At 70.1% G+C, this 24,132-nt stretch carries 22 protein-coding genes; 11 read left to right on the top strand and 11 right to left on the bottom strand.

Going from position 1 to position 24,132, the window contains the following annotated elements:
- Nucleotides 1–39: 39 nt before the first annotated feature.
- A complete protein-coding gene (locus tag LG388_RS15315; RefSeq protein ID WP_225783566.1) occupies nt 40–1,074 on the bottom strand; it encodes an ABC transporter substrate-binding protein in 1,035 nt (344 codons plus the stop codon).
- 383 nt (nt 1,075–1,457) lie between these two features.
- Here LG388_RS15315 and LG388_RS15310 point away from each other — a divergent pair, with 383 nt between their 5' ends.
- Nucleotides 1,458–2,111, top strand: coding sequence for a flavin reductase family protein (locus tag LG388_RS15310; RefSeq protein WP_225783565.1), 654 nt, complete (start codon nt 1,458–1,460; stop codon nt 2,109–2,111).
- A gap of 36 nt (nt 2,112–2,147) precedes the next feature.
- Here LG388_RS15310 and LG388_RS15305 read toward each other — a convergent pair whose 3' ends face one another.
- The 8 genes from LG388_RS15305 to LG388_RS15270 all read right to left on the bottom strand — a co-directional run bounded on the left by LG388_RS15305 (nt 2,148) and on the right by LG388_RS15270 (nt 9,393).
- The gene (locus tag LG388_RS15305; protein WP_225783564.1) at nt 2,148–2,948 is read right to left on the bottom strand and encodes an amino acid ABC transporter permease; all 801 of its coding nucleotides are present in this window, start codon (nt 2,946–2,948) and stop codon (nt 2,148–2,150) included.
- Nucleotides 2,945–3,607 (bottom strand): ABC transporter permease subunit, encoded by a 663-nt coding sequence (locus tag LG388_RS15300; protein WP_225783563.1) that lies wholly within the window; start codon nt 3,605–3,607, stop codon nt 2,945–2,947. Before LG388_RS15300 ends, LG388_RS15305 begins: the two co-directional genes overlap by 4 nt.
- Before the next feature lie 3 nt (nt 3,608–3,610).
- A complete protein-coding gene (locus LG388_RS15295; RefSeq protein WP_225783562.1) occupies nt 3,611–4,513 on the bottom strand; it encodes a glutamate ABC transporter substrate-binding protein in 903 nt (300 codons plus the stop codon).
- Nucleotides 4,514–4,697: 184 nt separating this feature from the next.
- Complete coding sequence (locus tag LG388_RS15290; RefSeq protein ID WP_225783561.1) at nt 4,698–5,567, bottom strand: TIGR00730 family Rossman fold protein; 870 nt, start codon at nt 5,565–5,567, stop codon at nt 4,698–4,700.
- A 107-nt stretch (nt 5,568–5,674) separates the two neighbouring features.
- Complete coding sequence (locus tag LG388_RS15285) at nt 5,675–6,490, bottom strand: crotonase/enoyl-CoA hydratase family protein (protein ID WP_225783560.1); 816 nt, start codon at nt 6,488–6,490, stop codon at nt 5,675–5,677.
- Nucleotides 6,491–6,577: 87 nt separating this feature from the next.
- Complete coding sequence (gene efp, locus LG388_RS15280) at nt 6,578–7,132, bottom strand: elongation factor P (protein ID WP_225783559.1); 555 nt, start codon at nt 7,130–7,132, stop codon at nt 6,578–6,580.
- A gap of 163 nt (nt 7,133–7,295) precedes the next feature.
- Nucleotides 7,296–8,435 carry an elongation factor P maturation arginine rhamnosyltransferase EarP gene (gene earP / locus LG388_RS15275; protein WP_225783558.1) on the bottom strand — a complete coding sequence of 380 codons (1,140 nt, stop codon included), beginning with the start codon at nt 8,433–8,435 and terminating at the stop codon, nt 7,296–7,298.
- 61 nt (nt 8,436–8,496) lie between these two features.
- Nucleotides 8,497–9,393 (bottom strand): LysR family transcriptional regulator, encoded by an 897-nt coding sequence (locus LG388_RS15270; protein ID WP_225783557.1) that lies wholly within the window; start codon nt 9,391–9,393, stop codon nt 8,497–8,499.
- 108 nt (nt 9,394–9,501) lie between these two features.
- On the opposite strand from LG388_RS15270, the gene LG388_RS15265 reads away from it, so the two are divergent.
- From LG388_RS15265 to LG388_RS15250, 4 genes are read left to right on the top strand one after another with little or no spacing between them, the layout of a single operon-like run.
- Nucleotides 9,502–10,716, top strand: a complete 1,215-nt coding sequence (locus LG388_RS15265) for a CaiB/BaiF CoA-transferase family protein (protein ID WP_225783556.1) — start codon at nt 9,502–9,504, stop codon at nt 10,714–10,716.
- On the top strand, nt 10,713–11,690 hold the full coding sequence (locus LG388_RS15260; protein WP_225783555.1) for a hydroxymethylglutaryl-CoA lyase: 978 nt from the start codon (nt 10,713–10,715) through the stop codon (nt 11,688–11,690). The genes LG388_RS15265 and LG388_RS15260 overlap by 4 nt, the downstream gene beginning before the upstream one ends.
- Nucleotides 11,691–11,721: 31 nt before the next feature.
- Nucleotides 11,722–12,702, top strand: coding sequence for a tripartite tricarboxylate transporter substrate binding protein (locus LG388_RS15255; protein WP_225783554.1), 981 nt, complete (start codon nt 11,722–11,724; stop codon nt 12,700–12,702).
- A gap of 54 nt (nt 12,703–12,756) precedes the next feature.
- Complete coding sequence (locus LG388_RS15250) at nt 12,757–13,725, top strand: tripartite tricarboxylate transporter substrate binding protein (RefSeq protein ID WP_225783553.1); 969 nt, start codon at nt 12,757–12,759, stop codon at nt 13,723–13,725.
- A gap of 145 nt (nt 13,726–13,870) precedes the next feature.
- On the opposite strand, the gene LG388_RS15245 is transcribed toward LG388_RS15250, so the two are convergent.
- Nucleotides 13,871–15,901, bottom strand: coding sequence for a gamma-glutamyltransferase family protein (locus LG388_RS15245; protein ID WP_225783552.1), 2,031 nt, complete (start codon nt 15,899–15,901; stop codon nt 13,871–13,873).
- Between the two features lie 144 nt (nt 15,902–16,045).
- Here LG388_RS15245 and uvrC point away from each other — a divergent pair, with 144 nt between their 5' ends.
- The 3 genes from uvrC to LG388_RS15230 all read left to right on the top strand — a co-directional run bounded on the left by uvrC (nt 16,046) and on the right by LG388_RS15230 (nt 19,716).
- The gene (gene uvrC / locus LG388_RS15240) at nt 16,046–18,094 is read left to right on the top strand and encodes an excinuclease ABC subunit UvrC (protein ID WP_225783551.1); all 2,049 of its coding nucleotides are present in this window, start codon (nt 16,046–16,048) and stop codon (nt 18,092–18,094) included.
- 94 nt (nt 18,095–18,188) lie between these two features.
- Complete coding sequence (gene pgsA, locus LG388_RS15235; RefSeq protein WP_225783550.1) at nt 18,189–18,755, top strand: CDP-diacylglycerol--glycerol-3-phosphate 3-phosphatidyltransferase; 567 nt, start codon at nt 18,189–18,191, stop codon at nt 18,753–18,755.
- Between the two features lie 112 nt (nt 18,756–18,867).
- Complete coding sequence (locus LG388_RS15230; RefSeq protein ID WP_225783549.1) at nt 18,868–19,716, top strand: DMT family transporter; 849 nt, start codon at nt 18,868–18,870, stop codon at nt 19,714–19,716.
- A 27-nt stretch (nt 19,717–19,743) separates the two neighbouring features.
- Here LG388_RS15230 and LG388_RS15225 read toward each other — a convergent pair whose 3' ends face one another.
- Nucleotides 19,744–20,700 (bottom strand): LysR substrate-binding domain-containing protein, encoded by a 957-nt coding sequence (locus tag LG388_RS15225; RefSeq protein WP_225783548.1) that lies wholly within the window; start codon nt 20,698–20,700, stop codon nt 19,744–19,746.
- A 91-nt stretch (nt 20,701–20,791) separates the two neighbouring features.
- Here LG388_RS15225 and LG388_RS15220 point away from each other — a divergent pair, with 91 nt between their 5' ends.
- The 3 genes from LG388_RS15220 to LG388_RS15210 all read left to right on the top strand — a co-directional run bounded on the left by LG388_RS15220 (nt 20,792) and on the right by LG388_RS15210 (nt 24,025).
- Nucleotides 20,792–21,691, top strand: a complete 900-nt coding sequence (locus LG388_RS15220) for an alpha/beta fold hydrolase (protein ID WP_370630171.1) — start codon at nt 20,792–20,794, stop codon at nt 21,689–21,691.
- Entirely contained in the window at nt 21,688–22,788 is a 1,101-nt protein-coding gene (locus tag LG388_RS15215) for a tartrate dehydrogenase (protein ID WP_225783547.1), read from the top strand. The genes LG388_RS15220 and LG388_RS15215 overlap by 4 nt, the downstream gene beginning before the upstream one ends.
- Before the next feature lie 202 nt (nt 22,789–22,990).
- Nucleotides 22,991–24,025, top strand: a complete 1,035-nt coding sequence (locus LG388_RS15210) for an IS630 family transposase (protein ID WP_225781239.1) — start codon at nt 22,991–22,993, stop codon at nt 24,023–24,025.
- Nucleotides 24,026–24,132: the final 107 nt, after the last annotated feature.

Raw genomic sequence — 24,132 nt, 5'->3', positions numbered from 1 at the left:
CTGCGCGGCCGCGGCCGCGCAGCGGTCCGGGGGCGGGGCTTACTTCCTGGGCAGCACGTCCAGCTCGGCCTTGCTCGGCAGATAGCTGGCGTTCCAGACGGCTTCGGGGTTCACGCGCGTCTTGGTGCCGAAAGCGTCGGAGACCTGCGAGGCCATCAGCGCCAGGCGGCCGGGCACGGCCTGGCCGAAGCCTTCGGCGCGTGCGTCGGGGCTGGCGACCACGGTGTCGATGGCCAGCTGCAGGCGGCGCGTTTCCAGCGGCACGTTGATGATGCCGTCGCGCGCCTTCACGTACTGGATCGCGTCGGCGGGCTTGGCCATGACTTCCTTGGCGCCCTTGGCGAAGGCCGACAGGAATTTCTTCACCGCCTCGGGGTTCTCCTTGAGGATCCTGGGCGTGGCGATGATCACGTTGCCGTAGAGCTTCACGCCGTTGTCGGCGTAGGGGATCACGACCACATCGGAAGCCTTGGCCCCGCGCGCCTCCAGGTTCAGCAGCGAGGTGAAGGTGAAGCCCGTGATGGCGTCGATGTCGCCGCGCACCAGCATGGTCTCGCGCAGCGGCGGGTCCATGGCGGTCCAGGTCACGTTGCCCACCTTGTTGGCGGCCGCGAAGATCGGGAAGGCGCGGCGGCCGGCGTCGAACACCGGGGCGCCCAGCTTCTTGCCCGTCAGGTCGGCGGGTGCCTTGATGCCGCTCTTCTTGAGCGCCATCACCGAGGCCGGCGTGTTGTTGTAGACCATCATCACGGCCACGGGCTTGTTGGGCGCCTCGGGATTGTTGGCGTGGAACTCCATCAGCGCCGCCAGGTCGGCGAAGCCCATGTCGTAGGTGCCCGAAGCCACGCGCTGCACCGCACCGCCGGAGCCGTTGCCGGCGTCCACGCTCACGTCCAGTCCCGCTTCCTTGAAGTAGCCCTTGGCGGCGGGCAGCAGGAAGAAGGCGGCCGGGCCTTCGAAGCGCCAGTCCAGCTGGAACTTGATGGGCGTGGGGGCCTGTGCATGCGCGCTGCCCAGCCCGAAGCTCAGGGCCGAGGCAGCGAGGAGCGACTGGATCAGTTGTCTTTTGTTCATGGCGGTTCCTGCGGATGAGAAAGAGTTGCCAAGTGTGAGCAAAAACGGGGCCGCCCCATGTCGGTGCAAACACGCGGCTGCGACCTGCGCGACGGGCGGGATTTCGCCCCGTTTCTGGAGGTGGCGCACCGCTGTCGGGCGAGGGTGGGCATGCGGCTGCCTCGTCCTGGTGCCTGATCGCGGCCGCAGTCCGTCGAGGCGGCCGCCGCCAGCGGCGCCCCTCGCATCGGGACGGGCCGCGCCGTCCGCAGGCGCGCCCGGCGCGTCGGTGCGCAAGCCTGCCGGCCGAGGCATGTCCTTTGCGTGTAGGCTGGCGCATTGCCCACGCCGGGCGCCGACCCAAACCCGAGGCCCGAGGCCGGCGCCGCCCTCCACCGAGTTTCATGACCGAGATCGACTTTTCCGAACTGGACACCCATGCGCGCTACAAGCTCATGGCCAGCCTCATCGTGCCGCGCCCGATCGCGCTGATCACCACGCTGGCGCCCGACGGCGCCGTGAACGCCGCGCCCTTCAGCATGTTCAACATGCTGGGCGAGGATCCGCCGGTGCTGATGGTGAGCATCAACAAGCTGGACCCGGGCCAGCTCAAGGACACGGCGGCGCACATCCTGCGCACGGGCGAGTTCGTGGTCCACATCGCCGACGAGCCCATCGCCGCCGCCATGCACCGCTGCGGCGACCGGCTGCCGGTGACCGAGAGCGAGCTGGCCTACACGGGCCTCACGCCCGTCGCGTCGCGCACCGTCGATCCGCCGCGCATCGCCGAGGCGCCCGTGGCCTTCGAATGCGTGCTGCACGAGACGATGGAAACCGCGAGCCGCTACGTCTTCATCGGCCGCGTGCAATGGCTGGCCGTGCGCGAAGGCCTGGTGGACACCGAACGCTGGCGCGTGCGGCTGCAGGAGTTCTTTCCGGTCGGCCGCTTCGGCGCGAGCTTCTACGTGAACTGCCGGGACCGCTTCGCCATCGAGGCGGACCAGGGCCTGGCGGTGGAAAAGCGCGGCGGCGCGAGCACGGCGATCGACGAGATGTGAGGCCGCGCCCGGCGGCCGTCGTGGCACCGGCGGGGCTCAGTGCCTGGGCCGGCCCAGCCGCCGGCTCGCCCGCGAGATCGCGTAGTTCACCAGGCAGTACAGCACCGCCACCACGAGGTACACGGGCACCAGCGAGTGGTAGTTGGCGATCAGCACCTTGGCGTTCTGCATCAGCTCGCCATAGGTGACGACATAGCCGAAGGTGGTGTCCTTGACCACGATGACCAGTTGGGCGACCAGCGCCGGCACGATGTAGCGCAGGGCCTGGGGAAAGACGACCGAGAAGAACACCTGCGCTTCCGTGAGCCCCAGGCTCCGCGCGGCCTCGGCCTGGCCGCGGGGCACGGCGAGCACGCCCGCGCGGTAGACCTCGGCCACGACCGCGGCGGTGCTCAGGCCGACGGGCAAGGTCAGCATCCAGTAGGTGCTGAGCTTCACCCCGGCCTGGGGCAGCACCAGGAAGCACACGTAGATCAGCAGCAGTGTCGGCGTGCCGCGCAGGAACTCGATGGCGGCGACGGCCGGCCAGCGCAGCAGCCGCGACGGCGCCAGGCGGCCCACCATCAGCACCAGCCCCAGCGTCAGGGCGATGACGGCGGCCATGGCCGCCGACGCCAGGGTGCCGAGCAGGCCCTCGGCCAGGAAGGCCCAGGTGGAGGGCCAGACGAAGAACTTCCACAGGCGGGCTTCGAACTGCCCGGCGTCATGGAAGCGATGCGCCACGGCCGCCGCCAGCACGACGAGCAGCAGGGCTGCCGTGGCGCTCGTCGCCCGGGTAAGGGCGCGGGCCCGCGGGGTCGGCGCCCCGAAGAGAATGTCCTCCAGCGCGCGGCTCATCGCAGGATCCGCAGCTTCTTCTCGAGCGTGGCGCCGCCCCAGGCGATGAGCAGGCCCGAGGCCACGTACATCGCGGCCGCCACCGCGAAGGCCGCGATGCCGGCCGCCGAATCATTGGCGATCCTGGCCACCAGGGCCGTGAGCTCCCGGCCCGGAAAGGGCACCTGGGACGCCAGGGAGGTCGACAGCATCAGCGCGATGAGCAGCGAGGTCATCGGCTGCACCACCGCGCGCAGCGCCTGCGGCAACACCACCGAGGCGATGACGCGCATCGGCCGCATGCCCAGGCTCAGGGCGGCCTCGATCTGGCCGCCGGGCACGGTGTTGATGCCCGAGCGCAGGTAGTCGGCCGTGAACGCGGAACAGACCAGCACCAGGGTCAGGATCACGCTGGGCTCATAGTCGATCAGCACGTTCAGATCGGGCAGCGCGAACACGATGAAGATCAGCAGCGCGACGCTGGGAATGTTGCGGAAGATCTCGACATAGCCGGTCAGCACGAAGCGCAGCGGCGGCAGCGGCAGCAGCCGCAGCACCGTCACGGCCACGCCGAGCAGCACACCGGGCACGAAGGACAGCACGGTGAGCTTCCACGTCAGAAAAAGGGCCTGCCCGAAGGCAGGCCCGTAGTCGGCGAGGAGCCTGGAAACCTCGCCCATCGTTCAGGGCAGGGCGGGCGGCGTGGGCACGGCGGTGGTGCCGGTGCGCTGCCCGATGGAAATGGTCCAGAGCTTGGCCCAGGTGCCGTCGGCCTGCACCTTCTTGAGGAAGCCGTTGACGAAGGCCACGCCGTCCGAATCCTTGGGCAGGCCGATGCCGTACGGGTCCTGCGCGCCGAAGGGCGCACCGGCCAGGCGCGCGTCGCCCGTGCCCAGGCTCAACGCATTGAGCAGCAGCGTGTGGTCGGTCACGTACGCGTCCACGCGGCCCTGGCGCAGGGCGTCCAGCGCTTCCTGGTGCGTCTGGAATTCCTGCACGGTCGCCTTGGGCGCGTGCTGCGCCAGGATCGCCGGCCCGGTGGAGCCGGCCTGCGTGGCGACCTTCTTGCCGGCCAGGTCGTTGTGCGACTGGATCGCCTTGTTGCTGGACTTGACCAGCACCCCGGCCTGCGAGGTGTAGTAGGGCCCGGCGAAGGAGATCTTCTCGGCGCGCGCGGGCGTGATGGAATAGGTGGCCAGCACCAGGTCCACCTGGCCGTTGACCAGCACCTGCTCGCGCGTGGACGAGGTCACCTGCGTGAACTGGATCTTGGACGCGTCGCCCAGGATGTAGCGCGTGAGCATCTGGGCCAGGCCCGCGTCGAAGCCGCGCATCTTGCCGTCCTTCTCGTTGAGCAGCGAGAAGAGGTTGGAAGTCTGGGTGCCGCCCAGGCGCAGCGTACCGGCCTGCTTGATCTTGGTGGCCCAGGTGCTCGAGGCAATGGTCGCCGCGTCGGCGACCGGGCCCTGCGCCACCAGCGCGTCGAACGCCGCCGCGTTGATGGGCGTGCCCTGCGCCAGCGCCGAGCCGCCAGCGGCGACCGCGAGGGCCACCAGGGTGGATTTCAGGATGGATGTGATCGGCATGCGGTCCTCTTCTTCAATCGTGTGTGTGTCGGCCGAATCAATATATAGCACTTGGCATGGCACTTGGGCGTGCGGGACCGTGCACGCGGCCTGGGCCACGTTGCCCTGCGCATCGCGCACGCCCGACGGATGCCACCGGCGTGCCACGCTTCGTCGGCTGGCCAGCGCGCGCAGCGTCAGCCCCTCACAGCTCGTAGAACTTCTCGATCACGCGCCAGGCGTCCTCGGGCGTGTCGACATACTGGAAGAGGTGGATGTCCTCGGGCGAGATCATGCCTTCCTCGACCAGCATGTCGAAGTCGATCAGCCGGCGCCAGTGCTCGCTGCCGAACAGCACGATGGGCACCTGCTTGGACTTGCGCGTCTGCACCAGCGTCACCACCTCGAACAGTTCGTCCAGCGTGCCGAAGCCGCCCGGGAAGGCCACCAGCGCCTTCGCCCGCATCATGAAATGCATCTTGCGGATGGCGAAGTAGTGGAACTTGAAGGACAGCGCGGGCGTGATGTACGGATTGGCCGCTTCTTCCATCGGCAGCGCGATGGACAGGCCCACGGACAGCCCGCCGGCCTCGTAGGCGCCGCGGTTGGCCGCCTGCATGATGCCCGGGCCGCCGCCCGTGCACACGAAGAGCTTGTCGGCCGGCTCCTTGCCGGCGCTGTAGTGCGCCACCAGCTTGCCGAAGGCGCGCGCCTGCTCGTAGAAGTGGCTGCCGTGCGCCAGGCGGCGCAGGCGCGCGGCCAGTTTCTGGTCGTCGGCGGCTTCGGCCTGCGCGATCAGCGCAGTCATCTCTTCCTGGCTGCGCAGGCGCGCGCTGCCGAAGACCACCACCGTGCTCTCGATGCCGTGCGCGCGCATCTCCAGGTCGGGCTTCATCAGCTCCAGCTGCATGCGCAGGCCGCGCGTCTCGCGGCGCAGCAGGAACTCGGGGTCGGCGAAGGCGATGCGGGAAGGGTCCGGGTCCAGCGGCAAGCCCTGGTCGGCATGGGCTTGCAGGGTGGCCCAGGCGTCGGCCAGGCGCTTGTCGTGAAGGTCGTGCGTGTCGTTGGGGCTCATGCGGAGAGAACGGAGGGGAGAGAAGGGCGTCGCGCCTGAAAAGAGTGCTTGGATTGTGCGCCCAGCAAGCGGCGGGCCCGCCGCCTCGCCCGATCGCCGCCGCAGGCTCAGGCGCCGAAGCGGCCGTGCCGGCCGGCGCCGCCCGCAAAACGCGCCGCACCCGCGGCGCCTTCGGCCGCCACCATCGGCACGCCGCGCCGGCCTTCCTCGCGCAGGGCCTGGTCCAGCGGCAGGTCCCACTGCGCATAGGCGCTGGCGCGGTCCGTGCGCAGGCATTGCTGCGGAAAGGCGGCGATCTCGCGCGCCAGGGCCTCGGCCGCGGCCCGCGCCTGGCCGCGCGGCACGACGCGGTTGACCAGGCCCATGGCCAGCGCCTCCTCGGCGCCCACCGGCCGGCCGGTGAGGATCAGGTCCAGCGCGCGGCCCATGCCCACGATGCGCGGCAGGCGCACGGTGCCGCCGTCGATCAGCGGCACGCCCCAGCGGCGGCAGAACACGCCCAGCACGGCGTCCTCCTCGGCCACGCGCAGGTCGGCCAGCAGGGCCAGTTCCAGTCCGCCGGCCACCGCGTGGCCCGTGATGGCCGCGATCAGCGGTTTGGCCAGCGCCATGCGCGTCGGGCCCATGGGGCCGCTGCCGCCGCCTGCGGGGTCCAGTTCGTTGCGCCGCGCGGGGTCGGCCACGGCCTTGAGGTCGGCGCCGGCGCAGAACGTTCCGTGCTCGCCCCACAGCACGGCCACGCGCTGCGTGTCGTCGCCCTCGAAGCGCTCGAAGGCCTGGCGCAACAGCGCGGCGGTGGGGCCGTCCACCGCGTTGCGCGCGGCGGGGCGGCTCAGGATCACGGTGCTGACGGGGCCTGCGATTTCGGTGCGGACGGCCTCGGCATCGGCTTGAAAGGGGGCGGGGGCGGGCGGGGTGTTCATCGCCCCAGCCTACGCAAAAAAGAAAAGGCTCCCAAGGGAGCCTTCACGGAGGTGCGCGTGGAGAGCCGCGCGCGAGGCGCCAGACGCTCAGACGCGCTTGCGGTATTCGCCCGTGCGGGTGTCGATTTCGATCTTGTCGCCTTGCGAGACGAACAGCGGCACGGCCACTTCGAAGCCGGTCGCGATCTTGGCGGGCTTGAGCACCTTGCCCGAGGTGTCGCCCTTGACGGCCGGCTCGGTCCAGGTGATCTCGCGCTCGACGCTGGTGGGCAGTTCGACCGAGATGGCCTTGCCGTCGTAGAACACCACTTCGACGGGCATGCCGTCTTCCAGGTAGTTCAGCGCGTCGCCCATGTTCTCGGCTTCGACTTCGTACTGGTTGTACTCGGCGTCCATGCACACGTACATCGGATCGGCGAAGTAGGAGTAGGTGCACTCCTTCTTGTCCAGCACGATCTGGTCGATCTTGTCGTCGGCCTTGAACACCACTTCGGTGTTGAAGTTGGCGATCAGGCTCTTCATCTTCATGCGCACGGTGGCGCTGTTGCGCCCGCCGCGGCTGTATTCGGTCTTGAGCACGACCATCGGGTCCTTGCCGTGCATGATGACGTTGCCGGCGCGGATTTCTTGAGCGATTTTCATGAGTGTGTGTCCTTGCGTGGACGTTGGCCGCTCGGTGCAGGGTGGCTCGATCTGCCGGGAGGCCGTCGAGGACGAGGCCGTGTGGCGATCCAGCAGCTGCGCTGCGAACCCGCGGCGGGTTGGGCGAGAACCGGATGGCCCGATTTCCGCAAAGCCCGCGATTCTAGCTTTTTTGCATGACGAAGCCACGCAGCTGCGTGAGCAGGTCGGGCTGGGCCTGCAGGCGCGCGCGGGCGGCGTCCAGGCAGTCGCGCCAGGCGGGCAGCGTGGCCGGGTCGGCCAGCGCGTTCAGGGCCGCTCCCGGGTGGGCCGTGCCGACGCCGTTCCACGCATGGTGGACGGCGCGCAGCGTGGCCGGCGCCTGCAGCCAGTCCAGCCAGGCCTGCAGCTTGGCGTGGTGCGCGTCGTCGTCCTGCGGGTAGATGTGCCAGACCAGGGGGGCCGCGGCCCAATGGGCGCGCACGAAGGAATCCTCGCCGCGCACGAAGTTCAGGTCGCAGGCCCACAGCAATTCGTCGTAGGCCGGCTGCGGCAGCGCGGGCAGGAAATGCAGGGCGAGCTGCCCCCACTGCAGCGCGCCGCCGTCCTCCTGCTGCAGATGCGGCGCTTGTTCTGCCAGCCGTTGCCGCACGGCCGCCGCGCCGCGCCCCGCCGTGACCAGCAAGCGCGTGGGCTGCGGGTCGCGGGCCCACTGATCCAGCTGCGCCCCCAGCGCGGCGGGCTCGTAGCAAAAGAGCGAGACCAGCCGCTCGCCGGCCTGCTTGGCGATGCCGTGCGCGGCCAACCAGGCTTCGCGGTCGAAGCGGGCCTGGCGCTGCGGCAGGTCGGCTTCGCGCAACAGGCCGCCTGTGCATGGCGTGAAGCCCGGGTAAAAGAAATGCTTGGTCAGGCCGGCGCCCGGTCCGCTGGACACCGGCGAAGGCAGGCCGTGCAGGCGCTCGACCACCGGCTCGGCCGACAGGTATTCCAGGTTGATCCAGGCGTGCCGCGCCCCGGCCCGCGCGGCCTGGGCGAAATGAGCGACCAGCGCCGGTGCGGGGTCGCAGCCGAAGGCCTCGACCAGCACGTCGGGCGGCGGTGCGGCCAGCGCGCGCGCCTCGGCCTGCGCGTCGCCCCAGCGAACGATCTCGACGGCGCCCGTGCCCTGCGGCGCCATCCAGGCCAGCGCACGCGCGTCATCCACCCACAGGCGCGCCGATTCACCTTCGTCCGCGAGCTGGCGCGCCAGGCGCCAGCACACGCCCAGGTCGCCGTGGTTGTCGATCACCTGGCAGAAGATGTCCCAGCGGCGGGCGGCGGTCACTGGCGGACCTTTGCCCTTGCGGGCTGCGGTGCGAGCCCCTTCGGATCGGCCGGGAGGGGGCTCATGGCAGCGCCTCCGAGGTGTTCTGCAGATGGGCCACCAGCAGGCGCGTGACGCCGGTCGGCTCCTCGTTCGCGCGCAGGCACAGCATCAGGCGGCGCCGGGCCCAGGGCTCGGTCAGCGCCACCAGCCGGATCGCGAGGCCGCGGAAGATCTGCGCGCTTCGGCGCGGGATCAGGCCGAGGCCGTGGCCGGCCGCCACCATCGAGCACAGGGCGTCGTAGCTGGTGACCTGCATGCGCAGCCGCAGCGCCTGGCCGGCGTCGGCCGCGGCACGCAGCAGCTGGTTGTGGATCGCGCTGCCCGGGTGCATGCCGACCATGTCGTAGGGCAGGGCATCGGCCAGCCGAACGGCCTTGCGCCGCGCCAGCGCATGCCGGGCCGGCACGGCCAGCACGAGTTCGTCCTCCCGGTAGGGCAGCAGCTGCAGCCGGTCGCCATAGCTGCCCGCGTTCAGGATGCCGACATCGGCGGCGTTCTCCGCCACCGAATTGGCGATTGCCGAGCTGATCTGCTCCTGCAGCCGCACCTGCACTTGCGGGTTCTGCGCCATGAAGGCCTGCAGCTCGCCGGGCAGGAACTGGGTGATGGCCGAGATATTGGCCACCACGCGCACCTGGCCGCGCAGGCCGCTGCCGTAGTCGCGCATCTGCGTGGCGATGCCGTCCAGGTCGTGCAGCACGCCGCGCGCCATGTGCAGCAGTGCATAGGCTGCGGGTGTGGGCTGCGTGCCCCGGTTGCTGCGCGCGAACAGCTCCACACCCAGCTGCTGCTCCAGCTCCGCCAGGCGCCGGCTCGCGGCCGACGGCGCGATGTGTTCGCGCGCGGCGGCGCGTGCGATGGCGCTTTCCTCCATCACGGCCACGAACAGGCGCAGGGACACGGGGTCGAGTTTCATATCGCCCGAGTCTGCCATGCCGGATGGCGATGGCGGCGTCGCGCATGGGCGTTTTGCGCTGGCCGGGGGCTGCCGCATGATCCGGCCCGGTTCAAGGAGACAAGGACGATGGACACCCGAGATACCCCACCCCCACCGCTGGCCCTGGCCGGCGTGCGCGTGGTCGAGATGGGGCAGCTGATCGCCGGCCCGTTCTGCGGCAAGACGCTCGCGGAGTTCGGTGCCGACGTGGTCAAGATCGAGGCGCCCGGCGGCGGCGACCCGCTGCGCAACTGGCGCATGCTCAAGAACGGCACCTCGGTCTGGTGGCAGGTGCAGTCGCGCAACAAGCGCTCGCTGGCGCTGGACCTGCGCCAGGCCGAGGGCCAGGCCATCGCACGCAAGCTCATTGCCGAGGCCGACGTGCTGATCGAGAACTTCCGCCCCGGCACGCTGGAGGGCTGGGGCATGTCGCCAGAGGAGTTGCACCGGCTGAACCCGGGCCTGGTCATGCTGCGCATCTCGGGCTACGGCCAGACCGGCCCCTACCGCGACATGCCCGGCTTCGGCGTGGTCGGCGAGGCCATGGGCGGGCTGCGCCACCTGACCGGCGAGCCGGGCCGCGTGCCGGTGCGCTGCGGCATCTCGATCGGCGACACGCTGGCCGCGCTGCACGGCGCCATCGGCGTGCTGACCGCGCTGTACCACCGCAAGGTCAACGGCGGCCAGGGCCAGGTCATCGACGTGGCCTTGCACGAGGCCGTGTTCAACTGCATGGAAAGCCTGGTCCCCGAGTACAGCGCCTTCGGCGCCGTGCGCGAGGCGGCTGGCAGCGCCTTGCCCGGCATCGCACCCAGCAACGCCTATCCCTGCACCGACGGCTGGGTGCTGGTGGCCGGCAATGGCGACAGCATCTTCAAGCGCCTGATGGCCGCCATCGGCCGCGACGACCTGGCCACGGCGCCCGACCTGGCCGACAACGCGGGCCGCGTGGCGCGCGTGGCCGAGATCGATGCGGCGATTGGCGCCTGGACCGCGACGCGTACCGTGCAGCAGGTGCTGGATGCGCTGGGCGCGGCGCGCGTGCCGGCCGGCAAGGTCTACACCGCGCGCGACATCGCAGAGGATCCGCACTACCGCGCGCGCGACATGCTGCTGGCGCAGACCACGCGCGATGGCGACACGCTGACCGTGCCGGGCATCGTGCCCAAGCTCTCGGCCACGCCCGGCCGCATCCGCACGAGCGCGCCGCGCCTGGGTGACGACACCGACGCGGTGCTGGCCGAAGCCGGCCTCACGGCCGAACAGATCGCGCTGCTGCGTGCCAAAGGAGTGATCGCATGAACGAGGACATCTGGCAGGGCGCCGGCCGGCGCATCCACATCCAGGAGGTCGGCATGCGCGACGGTCTGCAGATGGAGCAGGCCTTCGTGCCGACCGACGAGAAGATCGCGCTGGCCAATGCGCTGTCGGCAGCCGGGCTTGCCAAGATCGAGGTCACCTCGTTCGTCTCGCCGAGTGCCATCCCTGCGTTGCGCGACGCCGAGATCGTGATGCGCGAGATCACGCGCGTGCCCGGCGTGGTCTACACCGCGCTGGTGCCCAACGTGCGCGGGGCCGAGCGTGCCATCGAGGCCCGCACCGACGAGCTCAACCTGGTCATGTCGGCCAGCGCCACGCACAACCTGGCCAACCTGCGCATGACGCAGGAACAGTCCTTCGCGGCGCTGGCCCAGGTCATCGCCACGGCGCAGTCGGCGGGCGTGCCGGTCAACGTCTCGCTGTCCTGCGTGTTCGGCTGCCCGATGGAGGGCGATGTGGCGCCCGAGGCCGTGTTCGGCTGGGTCCAGCGCTTCGTCGACCTCGGCATCGCCGGCATCACGCTGTGCGACACCACGGGCATGGCCTATCCCTCGCAGGTGCAGCCACTCGCGGCGGCGGCACGCGCGCGCTGGCCCGGCGTGCTGTTCACGCTGCACTTCCACAACACGCGCGGCATGGGCCTGGCCAATGTGCTGGCCGGCATCGCGGCCGGCGTGGATTGCTACGACACCTCGCTGGGCGGGCTTGGCGGCTGTCCGTACGCGCCGGGCGCGTCGGGCAATGTCTGCAGCGAGGAGATCGTGCACGCGCTGCAGCTGATGGGCTACGACACGGGCGTGGATCTGGCGCAGCTGATCGCCGCGGCGCGCCGCCTGCCCGCGCTGATCGGCCACGAGCTGCCGGGCCAGATCGTCAAGGCCGGCCGCCGGCTGGACCTGCACCCCGTGCCCGCCGACTTCGAGGCGACGCGCGCCCGCGCACTGGCGCGCGCCTGAGCTTTTCAAGAACCACAGAAGGAGACATGACATGCAATTCCCGCAGATCGACCGCCGCAAAGTGCTGGTGGGCCTGGCCGCTTCCGCATGGGCGGTGCGAGCGTCCGCGCAGGACGGCTACCCGAACAAGGCGATCACCCTGGTCGTGCCCCAGGCGGCCGGCGGCGCCAACGACGCCATCGCGCGCGTGCTGGCGCAACGCCTTTCCGAGCAATTGGGCCAGAGCGTGGTGGTGGACAACAAGCCCGGCGCTGGCGGCACGCTGGCCACGGCCGGCGCAGCCCGTGCACGGCCCGACGGTTACACGCTGCTGGTGACGGCGGACAGCGCGCACGTCATCGGGCCGGCGCTTTACAAGAACCCCGGTTTCGATCCGGTCAAGGACTTCACGCCGGTGGCGCCCGTCGCGACGGCCGGCTACACGGTGGTGGCCAACCCTTCCTTCCCCGCGAACACCGTGGCCGAGCTGATCGCGCTGGCCAAGGCGGCGCCCGGCAAGTACACCTACGCCTCCGCCGGCAACGGCACCTTGAATCACCTGATCGGCGAGATGCTGCAGAAGGCCGCCGGTATCCGGTTGCAGCATGTGCCCTACAAGGGGTCGGCCCAGGCGGCCGCCGACGTGGCAGGCGGCCAGGTGCCGCTGTCGGTGCAGAGCCTGCCTTCCGTCATCGGGCTCATCAAGGCCGGCAAGCTCAAGGTGCTGGGCGTGGTCAACGAGAAGCGCGTGGCCGCCTTGCCCGACGTGCCCACGATCGGCGAAACGCTCAAGGGCTTTGGCGAGGCGCCCTGGTACGCCATGTTCGCGCCGGCCGGCACGCCGGCGTCCATCGTCGCGCGCCTCCAGGAGGCCGTGGCCCGTGCGCTGGACCAGAAGGAAACGGTCGAGAAGCTGGCCGGCGTGGGCTGCGAGCCGTTCAAGGGCACCGGCGTGCAACTGGCGGCGCTCGTGCAGTCCGATCTGCCCAAGTGGGCCCGCGTGGTCAGGGACACCGGCGCGCAGGTGGACTGAGACCTTCCGACTTTTTTTGCGAACCTGACGACATCTACCAGGAGACACACCCCCATGACACTCGCACGCAGGCATCTCATCGCATTCGCCGCCGCAGCGGCCTTCGCCGCATCCGCGCTGGCGCAGGACTATCCGAACAAGCCCGTCACCCTGGTGGTGCCGACCGCCACCGGCGGCACCACCGACCTGTCGGCCCGCATGCTGGCCCAGGCACTGGGGCCGGTGCTGAACCAGTCCGTGGTGGTGGACAACAAGGGGGGCGGCAACGGCGCCATCGCGGCCAGCATCGTCAAGCGTGCGCCGGCCGACGGCTACACCTTGCTGCTGCAGTACTCGGGCTACCACGTGATCTCGCCGCACCTGACCCGCGTGCGCCAGTGGGAGCAGGGCGACTTCCAGGCCGTGGCCAACGTGATCTCGGCGCCGCAGATCATCGTGGTGCGCGAGGGCCTGCCCGTGAAGACACTGGCCGAGCTGATCGCCTACGCCAAGGCAAATCCCGGCAAGCTGAACTACGCCTCGTCGGGCAACGGGTCGCTGCAGCACGTGACCGGGGCGATGCTGGAGCAGCAGGGCGGCATCAAGATGGTCCATGTGCCCTACAAGGGCACGGGGCCGGCGCTGCAGGACCTGCTGGGCGGGCAGGTGGACCTGACCTTCGGCACCGCGCCCCCGTTCATGCCGCACATCCAGGGCGGCAAGCTGCGCGTGCTGGCCGTCACCGGCAAGCAGCGCCTGCCGAGCCTGCCCGACGTGCCGACCACCGCAGAAGCCGGCTATCCCGGGGTCGACGCCACCTCCTGGTTCGCGCTGTTCGCGCCGGCCGGCGTGCCCAAGGCCGTCGTGAACAAGCTCACCGCCGATGTGCGCCAGGTGGTGGAGAGCGCGGCCTTCAAGGCCAAGGCCCAGGAGCAGGGCGCGACCGCCGACTACCAGACACCGGCCGTCCTCGGCGAGCGCGTGAGGACCGATCTGGAGGGCTGGGCGCAGGTGGTCAAGAGCGCGAAGCTCGAGGCGGAATGAGGCCCTGAGGTGAGGCGAAAGGCGGGCGCCGCGAGAGCCCGCCTTGAACCGCCTCCTGTTCTCATCCGCGGGCCAGCACGGATGTGCCGTGCAGGCCATTGGGTGCGGGCCGACGCCCCGCCGGGCGGGCGGGGTGCGATGCGGCTCAGGGCGTGAAGGTGTCCCCCAGAGCGACGCCCTCGCGCCGCGGATCGGCGCCGCCGGTCAGCACCAGGCGGCGATCGCGCGACACCCGCATGATGGTGCTGATGCCGCTGGACTGGGCGCCGGTGTTCACGGTGTGGCCCAAGGCGCGCAGGCCCGTGATCAGCGGGTCGTTGTTGCCGTCGTTGGCGGTGTTGATGGCCGGATGCTCGCCGCCCACGTTGGTGGTGGGCGAGTTGGCGGCGCCGAAGTCGACCAGCGAGGTGGCCTGCTGCGCGTCCAGCCCCCAGTCCAGCGCGCCGACCACGGTCTTGACCACGTACTGGATGATGGTGCCGCCGCCGGGCGAGCCCGTGGCCATCAGGAAGTCGCCGGGCTCGCTGCCGCGGAACACCAGCGTGGGCGCCATGGTGCTGCGCGGGCGCTTGCCGGGGGCGACGCGGTTGGCGACGGGGTGGCCGTCGGCGTCGACCGGCGAAGCCGAGAAGTCGGTCAGCTGGTTGTTCAGCATGATGCCGCGCGCCATGTGGTAGGAGCCCAGCGAGGACTCCACGGTGGTCGTCATCGACACCACGTTGCCCGCCTTGTCCACCACCGAGAAGTGCGTGGTGCCGCGCTCCACGGTCTTGTCGATGCCCAGCGGCACCGGGCCGAAGTCGCCCGCCTGCGCCGTGCCCATGCTCTTGTTCATGCTAATGAGGCTGGCGCGCTGGCGCATGTAGTTCTTGTTGAGCAGCGTGTCGGGGCTGTTGCCGGGCAGGGGCACGAAGTCGGTGTCGGCCACGTACTTGTCGCGGTCGGCATAGGCCAGGCGTTCGGCTTCGGCCACCAGGTGCACGCCCATCACGCTGGGCTTGCCGCCTTCCAGGTCGATCTGCGTGGGCGCATAGTCGGACAGGCTGAAGTTCTCCAGGATGCCCAGCGCTGACAGCACGCCGATGCCGCCCGAGGAGGGCGGCGACATGCTGCAGATGTAGTAGGCGCTGCGGTAGGTGGTGCAGACCGGCTCGCGGCGCTTGGGTTCGTAGGCGGCCAGGTCGGCCAGCGTGGTCTTGCCGGGCGTGATGACGCTGCCGTCGGCGCCCGTGGTGGCCTGGATCTTGGCCACGATGTCGGCCGCGATCTCGCCCGTGTACATGGCGCTGGCGCCGCGCTCGGCCATGGCCTTGAGCACGCCCGCGTAGGCCGGGTTGGTGAGGGTGGTGCCCAGCGGCTTGGGATTGCCCTGCGCGTCGAGGAAGTAGGCCGCGGCCTCGGCGTCGCGCTTGAGGTTGGGCGCGGCCGAGGCGATGGCCGCGGCCATGCGCCCGCCGATCTTGAAGCCGTCGGTGGACAGCCGGATGCCGTCGTCGAACAGCTTCTTCCAGGCCAGCTTGCCGTGGTCCTGGTGCGCCATCTCCAGCATGCGCATCACGCCGGGCGTGCCGATGGAGCGGCCGCTGGCGCGGGCGCTGGGCTTGGGAGCCGTCTGGTCCCGGTCGTCGTCGATGTAGCGCAGGTAATTCTCGGTGGCGGCGGCGGGCGCCGTCTCGCGGCCGTCATAGGCCACCACCTTCTTCGTCGCGGCGTCGTAGTGCATCAGGAAGGCGCCGCCGGCCAGGCTGCTGGACTGCGGCTCCACCAGGCCCAGCACGGCCTGGATGGCCACCGCCGCATCCACCGCGCTGCCCCCGGCCTTGAGCACGCTGCAGCCGGCCTTGGTGGCCAGCGGGTGGTTGGCCACCACCATGTAGCTCTTGGCATAGGTGGTCTTGAAGCCCGGCTTGTAGCCCGAGGCGGGCTCGGGTGCGGCCGGGTCGCCGGGGTCCCCCGAGCCCACCACCACGGAGCCGTTGCCGCCCGTGATTTCGCAGCTGCGGTCGACTGTCGGCGGCGGCGTCAGCGCGGCGATGAGCGCCGCGGTCTGCATCATCTCCTGCGTGGTGTTCGAGCCACCGCCGCAGGACGCGAGCAGCGCCGCGAAAGTCAGCGAGGCCAGCGGGGCCAGCCGGCGCAGACGTCGGGGCAGGGGCCGGGAGGTGGGGGTGGCCATGGATGAAGTTCCTTCGTTGTTGTTCCTCGAAGCCGCAGTCTGCAGGCTTCAGGCGGGTGCGGGCAGCAGGATTTGTGCCTAGATGCCATTCCATGATGCGAAGCCGGCCCTGTCGCATCCCGGCGCCCCGCGACAATAGCCGCCATGTCTTCCACGCATTCCGATCAACTGCTGGCCGAGGTGGCGGCGCTGCCGCCGCTGCCGGGCGTGTACCGCTACTTCGACGCGGCCGGCGGTGTGCTTTATGTGGGCAAGGCGCGCAACCTGAAGAAGCGCGTGGCCAGCTACTTCCAGAAGAACCATGGCGGCACACGCATCGGCCACATGGTGGGCAAGATCGTGCGCATGGAGACCACGGTGGTGCGCTCCGAGGCCGAGGCGCTGCTGCTCGAGAACAACCTCATCAAGACGCTCAAGCCGCGCTACAACATCCTGTTTCGCGACGACAAGAGCTATCCCTACCTGAAGATCACGGGCACACGCGAGCGTGACGGAAAAGGCTTGCATGGCGGGCTGGACGCCGGCAGCGTGCCGCGCCTGGCCTACTACCGCGGTGCCACGGATCGCCGGCACCGCTACTTCGGCCCCTACCCGAGCGCCTGGGCGGTGAAGGAAACGATCCAGCTGCTGCAGAAGGTCTTCCGCCTGCGCACCTGCGAGGACACCGTGTACGCCAACCGCACGCGGCCCTGCCTGCTCTACCAGATCAAGCGCTGCACCGGGCCCTGCGTGGGCCACATCGATGCGCAGGCCTATGCGGCCGACGTGGCGGATGCCGAGGCCTTCCTGCGCGGCGACACGCAGCAGGTGCTGTCGGAGCTGGAGGCGCGCATGATGGCGCATGCCGAGAAGCTGGAGTTCGAGCAGGCGGCCGAGCTGCGCAACCGCATGTCGGCGCTGTCCAAGGTGCTGCACCAGCAGTCGGTGGAAATCGCCTCCGACAAGGACGTGGACATCCTGGCCGTGAAGGTGCATGGCGGCAAGGCCTGCGTGAACCTGGCCATGGTGCGCGGCGGGCGGCACCTGGGCGACCGGCCGTACTTCCCGGCGCATGTGGAAGACGCGGCGCTGGTGGCGCAGGCCGAGTCCGAATCCGAGGGCGAGGCCGCCGCCGAAGCACCCGAGGCTCGCGGCATGGGCGATGGCGCGCAGGCCGGGGCGCCGCCGTCCATCGAGCGGCAGGTGCTCGAAGCCTTCGTGGCCCAACACTACATCGACGTGCCCGCGCCGCCCACGCTGGTGCTCGGCGAGGTGGTGGGCCGCGAACTGGTGGCCGCCATCGCCGAGCAGGCCGGCCAGCGCATCACGGCCGTGTTCCAGCCGCGCGCGCAGCGGCGCCTGTGGCTGGAAATGGCGCAGAAGAATGCCGACATCCAGCTCGCCCGCCTGCTGGCCGAGGAGGGCTCGCAGCAGGCGCGCACGCGCGCGCTGGTCGAAGCGCTGGAGCTGGCGCCCGACGACCTGGAGCACTTCCGCATCGAGTGCTTCGACATCTCGCACACCGCGGGCGAGGCCACGCAGGCTTCGTGCGTGGTCTTCGAGCGCCATGCGATGCAGAACCGCGAGTACCGCCGCTACAACATCGAAGGCATCACGCCGGGCGACGACTATGCCGCCATGCGCCAGGTGCTGATGCGGCGCTACGGCAAGATCGCCGAGGCCATGGCGGCCGAAGCCGAAGCGCCGCCGCCGGGCGATGCGGGGGGCGCCGGCACTGACGCACCGCCCGGCACGGCCGGGGCGCGCATGCCCGACCTGGTGCTGGTGGATGGCGGCAAGGGCCAGGTGTCGATGGCGCGGGAGGTGTTCGACGAGCTGGGCCTGCCGCTGTCGCTGATCGTGGGCGTGGAAAAGGGCGAGGGCCGCAAGGTGGGCCTGGAAGAGCTGGTGTTCGCCGACGGGCGCGAGAAGGTCTACCTGGGCCGCGACTCGGCTGCGCTGATGCTGGTGGCGCAGATCCGCGACGAGGCGCACCGCTTCGCCATCACCGGCATGCGCGCCAAGCGGGCCAAGGTGCGCGTGGGCGGCAGCCAGCTGGAGGACATTCCGGGCGTGGGCCCCAAGCGCCGCGCGCGCCTGCTGCAGCGCTTCGGCGGCATTCGCGGCGTGGCGGCCGCCAGCGTGGACGACATCGCCTCGGTGGACGGCATCGCGCACGAGCTGGCCGAGCAGATCTACCGCGCCCTGCACTGAGCCGGCCGGGCCGTCGCGGGGCCCGGCCTGGCCCGCGCGCAGCCCATGTCCGCGCACGCCGGTTCGTGCATGAGCACATGCCACAATCGCCGCCATGTTCTGGACCCTGCCCACCCTCATGACCTGGACGCGCATCGTCGCGATTCCGCTGATCGTGGGCGTGTTCTACCTGCCGCTTGCGGAGCCGGTGCGCAACCTGATCGCGACCGTGATGTTCATCATCTTCGCGGCCACCGACTGGCTGGACGGCTTCCTGGCGCGCAAGCTCAACCAGACTTCGGCCTTCGGCGCCTTCCTCGACCCGGTGGCCGACAAGTTCCTGGTCTGCGCCTCGCTGCTGGTGCTGGTGCACCTGAACCGCTGCGACGTGTTCGTGGCGCTGATCATCATCGGCCGCGAGATCGCCATCTCGGCCCTGCGCGAGTGGATGGCGACCATCGGCGCGGGCAAGAGCGTGGCGGTGCACATGATCGGCAAGCTCAAGACCACCGTGCAGATGGTGGCGATCCCCTTCCTGCTCTATGACGGCCTGCTGTTCGGGCGCATCGACACCGGCACCTGGGGCCTGTGGCTGATCTGGGCCTCGGCCGTGCTCACGGTCTGGTCCATGGTCTATTACCTGCAAAAGGCCGTTCCCGAGATCCGCGCAAGGGCGCGATGAAGGTGTTGCGTCCGTGGCCAGGCCGCGCGCGCCGGCGGCGCGACACGCGGGGAGCTTCCCAGTGAACGCGCAGGGCGGGGCCGGCGCGGCAGGCGCCGGCGCATGGCAGGCCATGCCTGTCGTCTTCGTGCTGATCTGGAGCACGGGCTTCATCGTTGCGCGCTACGCCATGCCGCATGCGCCCCCGCTGCAGTTCCTGTCCGTGCGCTACGGCCTGTCGGCGCTGGCCCTGGGCCTGTGGGCGCTGGCGGGCTCGGCGGCCTGGCCGCATTCCCGCGCCCAGGCCGCGCACCTGGCGGTGGTTGGCGTGCTGATGCAGGCGGCCTACCTGGGCGGGGTGTGGGCGGCCGTCAAGGCGGGCATGGGCTCGGGACTGATCGCGCTGATGGTGGGCCTTCAGCCGGTGCTGACGGCGCTGTGGCTGTCGGCGCGCGGCGGGCGCGTGGCGCCGCTGCAGTGGGCCGGGCTGGGCCTGGGCTTCGCCGGGCTGGCGCTGGTGGTCTGGCGTAAGCTGGGGCAGGGCAGCGAAGTCAGCGTGCTCAGCGTGTCGCTGGCGCTGGTGGCGCTGCTGTCGATCACTGCGGGCACGCTCTACCAGAAGCGCTTCGTCGCGCCCTGCGACGTGCGCAGCGCCAGTGCCGTGCAGCAGATGGCGGCGCTGGCGGTCACGCTGCCTCTGGCGTGGCTGCTGGAGCGCCAGGGCGCGATCGTGTGGAACGTGGAATCCATCGGCGCCATGGCCTGGTCGGTGCTCGTGCTCACCCTGGGCGGCAATTCGCTGCTGTATCTGCTCATCCAGCGCGGCTCGGCCACCGCGGTCACCAGCCTGCTGTACCTGGTGCCGCCGTGCACGGCGGTGATGGCGTGGCTGCTCTTCGGCGAGCCGATCACGGGGCTGACCGTGGCCGGCATCGTGTTGACGGCCGTGGGCGTGGGCCTGGTGCTGCGGGTGCGCCGCTGAGGGCGCGCCCCGGGCGGGGCCAGCCGGTCAGGCGCCTGCGGCCTGCTTCCAGGGCTCGCCGCGAAAGCGCGCGGCCAGGGCATCGACCAGCAGCTTCACGCGCCGCGGCGTGCGCGGCTGCCAGGGCGCGATCCAGTGGATGTCGGCATCCGTCATCGCATAGGCTGGCAGCACCTGCAACAGCGTGCCGTCGGCGAGCTGGGGGCCGATGTCCCACAGGCTGCGCAGCATCAGCCCCTGCCCGGCCAGGCACCAGTCGCGCACCACCTCGCCCGCGTTGCTGGCCAGTGGGCCGTTCACGCGCACGCGGTGCACCGTGCCGTCGCGCAGATGGCGCAGCGTCCACCAGTGGCCGCTGGCGGTGGCGGCGGGCGGTGTGTGCGGGCGCTCTTCGTTCTCCTGCACGCACAGGCAGGCGTGCTGGGCCAGGTCGTGCAGCGTGCGCGGCAGGCCATGCGCCTGCAGGTAGGCGGGCGCCGCCACCAGCACCCGCTGGTTGCGCGCGAGCCGGCGCGTGGCCCAGTCGGCGCGGTGCCGCGCGGGCACCGACCACAGCCACACGGCCCCGTCATAGCCTTCGGCCGCGAGTTCGGGCAGGCGCTCGCCCAGCTGCAGCTCCACGCGCAGGCCCGGGTGCGCTCGCTGGAAATCGGCCAGCGCCGGCGCCAGCCAGCGGCGGCCGAAGCCGAAGGTGGCCGCCAGGCGGATCGTGCCCTGCAGGTCGGTCTGGCGCTCGCGCAGTTCGGCTTCGAGCTGTGCGAATCCGTCCAGCAGCGTGCGCGCGTGGGCGCACACCGCCTCGCCTTCACGCGTGGGCAACAGGCGCCGCGTGGTGCGCTCGAACAGGCGCTGGCCCAGCCGCGCTTCGAGCGCGGCCAGGCGCTTGCTCACCACCGAAGGCACCACGCCCAGGGCCGACGCGGCCGCCGCCAGGCTGCCGCCTTCGCGCACCCGCAGCACCAGGTCCAGATCCGCGCGTTCCATCCGTGTCTTCCTCGGTTGTCCTGATTCGTTCCGTGAAGGAACGAGTCGATTCGCCGATTGTTGCTTGAGATGAACCCGGCGCGCACGCACAATGCGCACCGTGCTGAACGACTTCCAACCTTTCGAACTGCAGCGCGACGGCGTGCGCATCCATGGCCGCACCGGCGGCCAGGGCGCGCCCCTGTTGCTGCTGCACGGCCACCCGCAGACGCACGCGATGTGGCACCGCGTGGCACCGCGCCTGGCCGAGCGCTTCACGCTGGTGTTGGTGGACCTGCGCGGCTACGGCGATTCGGGCCGCCCGCCGGCCGATGCGCAGCACCGGGCCTACAGCAAGCGCGAGATGGCCCTCGACGCGCTCGCGGCGATGGCGCACCACGGCTTCGCGCGCTTCGGCGTGCTGGCCCACGACCGCGGCGCGCGCGTGGCGCACCGGCTGGCGATGGACCATCCCGAGGCCGTGACGCGCCTGCTGCTGCTGGACATCGCGCCCACGCTGGCCATGTACGCGCAGACCGGCGAAGCCTTCGCGCGGGCCTATTGGCACTGGTTCTTCCTCATCCAGCCGCCGCCGCTGCCCGAGGCGCTGATCGCGTCCGACCCGGCGCGCTACGTGCGCAGCGTGATGGGCGCACGGCATGCGGGCCTGGCGCCTTTCGCACCCGCGGCCCTGGCCGAATACGAGCGCTGCGCCGGCCTGCCGGGCACCGCCGCCGCCATCTGCGAGGACTACCGTGCATCGGCCGGCATCGACCTCGACCACGACCGCGCGGACATCGCGGCGGGCCGGCGCCTGCCGCAGCCCTTGCGCGTGCTCTGGGGCGAGCATGGCGCCGTGGGCCGCTGCTTCGACGTGCTGGCGCTGTGGCGCGAGCGCGCTTTGCACCTGAGCGGCCGCAGCCTGCCGTGCGGCCACTACATCGCCGAGGAGGCCCCCGAGGCGCTCGTCGACGAATCCCTTTCCTTCTTTCTCCAGGAGACCCATTCATGAGCAACAGCAACAGCGGCAAGAAGCGCATCGCCGTCATCGCCGGCGACGGCATCGGCAAGGAAGTGATGCCCGAAGGGCTGCGCGTGCTGGACGCCGCGGCGCGCAAGTTCGGCATCGATCTGCAGTTCGACCATTTCGACTTCGGCAGCTGGGACTATTGCGAGAAGCACGGCAAGTACCTGCCCGAGGACTGGAAGGACCGCATCGGTGGCCACGACGCCATCTTCTTCGGTGCCGTGGGCTGGCCCGACAAGATCCCCGATCACGTGTCGCTGTGGCAGTCGCTGCTCCTGTTCCGCCGCGAATTTGACCAGTACATCAACCTGCGTCCGGCACGCCTGATGCCCGGCATCACGGCGCCCGTGGTGCGCCGCGACGGCAGCCCGCGCCAGCCCGGCGAGATCGACATGTACATCGTGCGCGAGAACACCGAGGGCGAGTACTCGTCCATCGGCGGGCGCATGTACGAAGGCACGCCGCGCGAGATCGTGGTGCAGGAAACGGTGATGTCGCGCCACGGCGTGGACCGCGTGCTCAAGTTCGCCTTCGAGCTCGCGCAGTCGCGCCCCAAGAAGCACCTGACCAGCGCCACCAAGAGCAACGGCATCTCCATCACCATGCCCTACTGGGACGAGCGCGTGGCCGAGATGGCCAGGCAGTACCCCGGCGTGAAGCTGGACAAGTTCCACATCGACATCCTCACGGCGCACTTCGTGCAGCGCCCCGACTTCTTCGACGTGGTGGTGGCCTCGAACCTGTTCGGCGACATCCTCTCGGACCTGGGCCCGGCCTGCACCGGCACCATCGGCATCGCGCCGAGCGCAAATCTGAATCCCGATCGCACCACGCCTTCGCTGTTCGAGCCCGTGCACGGCTCGGCGCCCGACATCGCCGGCAAGGGCATTGCCAACCCAATCGGGCAGATCTGGTGTGGCGCGATGATGCTGGAGTTCCTGGGCCATAAGGAGGCGCACGACGCGATCCTCTCGGCCATCGAGCGGGCCCTGCAGCCCGGCAGCGGCGCGCCGCGCACGCCGGACATCGGCGGCACCGCGGGCACGGCCGACCTGGGCAAGGCTATCGCGCAGGCGCTCTGAGCGCTGCGCGCACGCAAAGAGGGCGCGATGGGCGCGCGTGGGGGGCATACGCGCCTTGGCGCCTTTGTCAAGCCGGCTTGTGGGCAGATGTGTCAGTTGCGCGGCTTGCCCCCGCGCAAGCCCTGACGACTTCACGAATCGTTGCTTATTGATTCGGCCCTTGTGCACTTGAATTTATCTGCACCGCCCCCAACTCGGATTCATGCAAGCAACTGACATGAGATCGTTGAGCCACGAAGCGCGGCATGAGCGCCGGGTTCAGGTCATCCGGCTACGCAAGGCCGGCAACACCTACGACAAGATCGCCGCGCTCACCGGCCTGAGTCGCACAGGCGTCTTCAACATCTGCAAACGCCATGAGGCGCTCGGTGCCAAGGCGCTGCACGACGCCATTGGCGGGCGCAAGCTCGGCGAAAACCGCTTGCTCGACCCCGCCCAGGAGGCCCTGGTGCGCAAGCTCATCGCCGACAAGACGCCCGATCAGCTCAAGATGCCCTACGCGCTGTGGACCCGCGCCGCTGTGGCCCAACTCATCGAACAGCGCTTTGGGCTGCGACTGCAAGTGCGCACCATGGGCAAGTACCTGGCGCGCTGGGGCTTCACGCCGCAAAAGCCGATGAAGAAGGCCTACGAGCAGTCACCGGCGGCGGTCAAGAAGTGGCTCGACGAGGACTACCCCGCCATTGCCGCGCGGGCCAAGGCCGAGGGAGCCGAAATTCACTGGGGCGACGAGAGTGGACTGCGCAGCGACGATGTACGCGGCCGTGGTTTTGCGCCCAAGGGCCAGACGCCGGTGGTGCGGGTCAACAACAAGCGCCACAACCTGTCGGTCATCTCCACCGTGACCAACAAAGGGCAGATGCGCTGGCGCATCTTTGACGGGGCGCTCAACACCACAATCCTGATCGACTTCCTGCGCCGGCTGATCAAGGGACAGACCAAGAAGGTGTTCCTGATCCTGGACAACCTGCGGGTGCATCATGCCAAACCGGTCAAGGCCTGGCTGGCCGAGCATGCCGATGCCATCGAGGTGTTCTACCTACCGAGCTATAGCCCGGAGTTGAACCCGGATGAGATGGCCAATGCGGATATCAAGCAGGCGGTCACGAAGCTGGCACCGGCGCGAACGAAGCTGCAACTGGCCAAAGCCACAGCCAAGCACCTTCGCAGCGTGCAACGCCAGCCCGAGCGCATCCGCAAGTACTTCGAGCACGCCACGGTACGCTATGCGGCTTGAGTCAAGTTCATTGAGGCCGGATCAATAGAATCGCGCCCCTTGTGTGATGGGGTTGCCCGCTGATTGACACCCCCTGAACGCGTGGCTTTAATCGCCGACGGCACTGA

Source organism: Xenophilus sp. Marseille-Q4582, from assembly GCF_916700565.1.
Lineage (GTDB): Bacteria > Pseudomonadota > Gammaproteobacteria > Burkholderiales > Burkholderiaceae_C > Xenophilus.
The sequence above is the reverse complement of the archived record's forward strand: the minus strand, read 5'-3'. Positions and strand labels throughout refer to the sequence as shown.